The 3,286-nt window shown below is 51.4% G+C and carries 3 protein-coding genes; all 3 read right to left on the reverse strand.

The window, feature by feature from the left end; all coding sequences use genetic code 11:
• Positions 1-1,756: 1-deoxy-D-xylulose-5-phosphate synthase (gene dxs / locus Q0338_RS07315; protein WP_298086179.1), on the reverse strand; the 1,756-nt coding region annotated here is incomplete at its 3' end.
• Positions 1,756-2,571: a flagellar assembly protein FliH gene (fliH, locus tag Q0338_RS07320; protein WP_298086180.1), complete on the reverse strand. Its 816-nt coding sequence runs from the start codon at positions 2,569-2,571 to the stop codon at positions 1,756-1,758. The genes dxs and fliH, both read right to left, overlap by 1 nt.
• Positions 2,568-3,286: flagellar motor switch protein FliG (gene fliG / locus Q0338_RS07325; RefSeq protein ID WP_298086181.1), on the reverse strand; the 719-nt coding region annotated here is incomplete at its 5' end. The genes fliH and fliG, both read right to left, overlap by 4 nt.

Genomic DNA, 3,286 nt, shown 5'->3' on the forward strand with positions numbered 1-3,286 from the left:
GCGGGATAAACGCGTCGTCAAACTCAAAGCTAACGATGCGCACGTCAAAAATGCGTTGCTCCTGCAAAAATGCAGCCAAAATTTCGCCTACGCCACCCTTTTTTGCGGTATCTGAAAAGATGTACCAAATTTTATGCCTGCATGCGATCTCTTGCAAAAGTTCGCCGTCAAGAGGTTTGACAAACACTAGATCAATAAGGCTAGGGTCAAATTTGCCGTCCGTTTTTTCAAGTAAAATTTTACGCGCGGCATTTGCCTTGCCCACTGCGTTGCCGTAAGCGATAAATGCCGCTTCGCCGCCGCCCTCGACCAAAATCTCGCCTTTGCCAAGCTCAAGCTCTCGCGCCTCAAATTCGCCCTGAGACAGCGCAAAAGCTCCGCGCGGATACCGAAAAGCGCAAGGCCCCTCGTGAGCGTAGGCGTAGCGCATCGCAAGCCTAAAACTATCGGCGCAGCGAGGTGCGAAAATCGTCAAATTCGGGATCAAATTTAGATAACTCACGTCAAAAGCGCCCTGATGCGTCTCGCCGTCCTCGCCGACGATGCCCGCGCGGTCCATCGCAAAGACGACGTTTAGATTCATGATCGCGCAGTCGTGCACGACCTGGTCAAACGCCCGCTGCAAAAAGGTCGAATAAATCGCGATAAAGGGCTTAAAGCCTTCCTTCGCCATCGCAGCCATCGAGGCGACGGCGTGCTGCTCGGCGATCGCGACGTCCCAAAATCTATCCGGAAATCTCTCCATCAAAGCGTCTATGCCCGTGCCCGTAGGCATCGCGGCGGTCACTCCGACGATATTTTTATGCTCGCTAGCTAGCTCGGTCAAATTTTCCGCAAAGAGCGCGGTGGCCGATTTGGCGGCTGATTTTTTGATGGCTTCGCCGCTTTGCAAATCAAACGGACTCACGCCGTGCCAGCTGGCTAGATGCCCCTCGGCCTTTTCGTAGCCCTTGCCCTTTAGCGTCTGGGCGTGCACGACGACGGGCTTTTTCATCCCTTTTGCGACGCTAAAAGCCTCGATAAGTGCCCTCACGTCGTGACCGTTTACGGGGCCGATATACTCGAGCCCAAGCTCCTCGAAAAACATCCCGGGCGTAAAGATCCTGATGCCCTCCTCCATCCTGCGCGCCATATACGCGGCGCCGTCTGGCATATAGCTCAAAAATCGCTCTACTCGGCTTTTAAACTTCTGATACAGCGGCCCGGCCATCATCTGCGACAGGTAGTTGCTAAAGGCGCCGATGGGCTTGCTGATGCTCATTTCGTTGTCGTTTAGGACGATGACACAGGGATTTTTGATATCGCCTAGCTCGTTTAGCGCCTCATACGCGATACCCGCGCTCATCGAGCCGTCGCCGATAAAGGCCACGGGGATGCGATCCTCGCCTTTTAGCTTGATCGCCTTTGAAGCGCCGACTGCAAGCGAGATAGAGGTGGAGCTGTGTCCGGCGATAAAGTAGTCGTATTTACTCTCAGAGGGCTTAGTGTAGCCGCTGATACCGCCGAATTTTCTTAGCGTGTCAAATTTGTCCCAGCGCCCCGTGATGAGCTTGTGCGCGTAGCTTTGGTGGCTAACGTCAAATATAAACGGATCTTTTGCGGCATCAAAAACATAGTGCATCGCGACGATAAGCTCGACTGCGCCGATGTTTGAGCTCAGATGCCCGCCGTTTGCGCTGACGGTTTGTAAAATTTTATCACGGAGCTTTCCGCAAAGCGCTTCGAGCTCCTCCATATTCATAGATTTTACGTCTATCATTGTCCTATTATCTTTTTGATTTTTTCTAGTCTGGCTTCGATCGTGCCCTCGAGGTTGCCCGCGTCGCTAAGCACGATCGCTCCGCCCGCGCTGATGGCTTCGTCGGCGGAGATTTTGACGTTTTGACCGGAGAAATTTTCTTTGATAAACTCGTAATCTTTCGGATTTACCTTTATCTGCACCTCTTTGGCGTCTTTTATCTCGCTAAAAAGCTCTTTGCAGATAGCTGCAGCGATGTTTGCCGAATTTAGCGAAATCTCTTTTTTCACGACCTCTTTTGCGATCTCGATTGCGGTAGTCGGTAGCTGCGCTTCGCTAGATGCGATGAGGCTTTCAAATTTAGCCGCCTGCTCCTCTAGCTTATTTATCGAGCCCAGATATCTGCTCTCAAGCGCTTTTAGTTCCTCGTCGAATTTAGCCGCCGCCTCGTCTCTGCCCTGCTTTATGCCGTCTTCTTTAGCGCGCTGGATCTCGCTCTCTAGGCGTTTAGCGAATTCGCTTTCTTGATGTTCGATTTGCATTTGCAGCTTTATCATACTGCCGCTCATCTCGTCGGTGCGCTTTAGCATCTCCTCGATAAAGCTGGGCTCGGGTTTAAAATGCGCGCCTTGCTCTTTTTCTTCGCTTAAATTTAAGCCCTCTTGCTCGCCGTTTAAAACGCGCTCGTGTTGATGCTCGGACGCGCGGCGAGTCTCGCTCTCGTGAGCTACGTGCGCATCATCACTTCTTTTTTCCTGGCCTAAAATTTTAAATCGATAGTTTTCTACAAAGTGCTCTTTTGAGCGCTCGTTTGTTATTACGCTGCTTTTCATTCTATCATCTCATCGGCTTCGCCTATCTGGAATGCCCCGCCCTCGGCTAGAGCTTGGACCTGTTCTACGATGCGGCGCTGCGCCTCTTCGACGTCTTTTACGCGCACCGCGCCCAAAAACTGCATCTCCTCTTTAAACGCCTCGCTGGCGCGCTGAGACATACTGGAGAGAAATTTCTCCTTGAGCGCGTCTCCGCTGCCTTTTAGCGCGACCATGAGATCTTTTTTATCGACGTTTTTAAGTATCTCGCGGATGGCAGCTTGATTGAGGGTGTTGATATCTTCAAATGTAAACATAAGCTCTTTGATCGTCGTAGCAAGTTTGTCGTCGATATCTTCGATGTATTCGATCGTAGCTTTTGATGCTTTTTGACCGAGGCGATTTAACACCTCCGCCACGGCTCTTGGTCCGCCGACTTCGACCTTGTAGGACGTGAGGCTCTCTAGTTTGCCCTCTAGCACCGTTGAAACGCGCTTGATGATGGATGGGCTGATATCGCCCAAATTTGCCATCCTAACGACAACCTCGCTTCTAAGCTCGTCGTTAAAAAACGAAAGCGTCTCGGCTGCGCTGGTCGAGTCCATATGCGCCAAAATAAGCGCGATAGTCTGCGGATGCTCGGTCATGATAAAGTCCGCAAGCTGCTGAGGCTTGACCTTGGTGAGATAGCCGAAGCTCTTTGAGTTTTCCATGCTTTTTGCGAGCTTATCGAGGA

The sequence above is a fragment of the uncultured Campylobacter sp. genome (genome assembly GCF_938018145.1).
GTDB lineage: Bacteria > Campylobacterota > Campylobacteria > Campylobacterales > Campylobacteraceae > Campylobacter_A.

What these genes read in the sequence shown, in the direction of transcription:
- fliH (WP_298086180.1), bottom strand. Translation starts at nt 2,571, where the DNA reads ATGAAAAGCAGCGTAATAACAAACGAGCGCTCAAAAGAGCACTTTGTA.